The organism is Methanoculleus sp. SDB, assembly GCA_001412355.1.
Classification (GTDB): Archaea; Halobacteriota; Methanomicrobia; order Methanomicrobiales; family Methanomicrobiaceae; genus LKUD01.
Window position 1 is genome coordinate 1 of record LKUD01000014.1, and the last position, 1,464, is coordinate 1,464.

Sequence of the window (1,464 nt, forward strand, 5' to 3'; positions counted from 1 at the left end):
GTCGTTGCGCCGTTCTGGATGTCAATAATCCTCCACTTTCCGGCTCCGGGATATACGCCCTTATCATACAGCACTCCTTCTGCCGCGAGAATGGAGACGGTGCCCGCATCGCTCCATGTCAGGGTTATCTCGGAGCAATCAACCGGCAACCCACCAACGGTGAGAGCGACCGTAAACCGAATCCTGTCAATCTCGCTCGTCGTACCGTTCTTCAGGCCAAAAACGTCACCGACAATCTCCATGCTGGAACTGGCCTGAGAGACTCCGCCATATACGACATCCTGGCTTTTCTGAGTCGTGAAGAAACCGGCACCCAGCACGACGAAAGAGAAGACCGTTGCGACCGCTACAAAGGCGATCAATACGATGGCGGCCTCAAGGCCGGTGAATGCGTCTTCGCGATACATCGTTTTCTGCATGGCACTGCCGTTTCACATGATAGGTGATCGACCGATTTTTTTCACGAGAATCCGGAAATAGCGGATGCATCATTTTCTAACCGGGTACAGGAAGGTTTTCGGTAAAAAATGATTTAGTAGAGAAGATTCACATCAGCGATCTTTGCAGGACCCGTCCGCTTGATGCCGAGTGCGGCACCGGAGGATGGCTTAATCTCAAGATTGAACTTCTCGTTCGTCGTCAGGTGTGCGCCATTCCTCAGGTTCACGCCAATCGTGAACTGCTCCTGGTTTTCAAGGAGGAAGTCGGTCGTTGCGCCGTTCTGGATGTCCATAATGCCCCAGCTGCCGGAATGAACGAGGGGATATTGACCGTCACAATACGTCGAATTTGCCGCGAGAATGTAGACGTTGTCCGCATCGCTCCATGTCAGGGTTACCCGGGAGAAGTCGATCGCAGAGCCGCCCGCGGTAAGCCCGACGGAAAACCGAATCCTGTCGATATCGCCCGATGTAGCGTTCTTAAGGCCATAAACGTCGCCGAGAATCTCCATGCTGGAACTTGCCTGGGCAACACCCGTGTACACCACTTCCTGACTCTTCTGAGTCGTAAAGAATCCGGCACCCAGCACGACATACGAGAAGACCGCTGCGACCACAACAAAGGCGATCAGCACGATGGCGGCTTCAAGGCCGGTGAACGCGTCCTCGCTGTTCATCATTTTTTGCATATCAATGCCTCCACGCAGGATATGTGATCCCTCAAATATCCTTAAAAATTTTAGAAATGGAACGGTAATAACTTTTCTGATTCCCACTACCGGGCAGCCGGGGTTTCCGGCAAAAAAATGGATTAGTAGAGAAGGTTCACAGCGGCGATCTTTGCAGGACCCGTCCGCTTGATGCCCAGAGCCGCACCGCTCGAGGGTTTGATCTCAAGGTTGAACTTCTCGTTCTCCGACAGGTGCTTTCCGTCCGCCAGGGTAACGGCAACGACGAACTGCTCCTGATTTTCAAGGAGATTGTCGGTCGTTGCGCCGTTCTGGATGTCAATAATCCTCCACTT

Annotated in this window: 2 protein-coding genes and 1 pseudogene; all 3 read right to left on the minus strand. The window is 52.9% G+C overall.

Annotated elements, in window-relative coordinates; translation table 11 throughout:
• Positions 1–419: hypothetical protein (locus APR53_07330; GenBank protein KQC05523.1), on the minus strand; the 419-nt coding region annotated here is incomplete at its 3' end.
• A gap of 113 nt (positions 420–532) precedes the next feature.
• Complete coding sequence (locus APR53_07335; protein KQC05524.1) at positions 533–1,129, minus strand: flagellin; 597 nt, start codon at positions 1,127–1,129, stop codon at positions 533–535.
• Between the two features lie 122 nt (positions 1,130–1,251).
• Positions 1,252–1,464: pseudogene (locus APR53_07340) on the minus strand.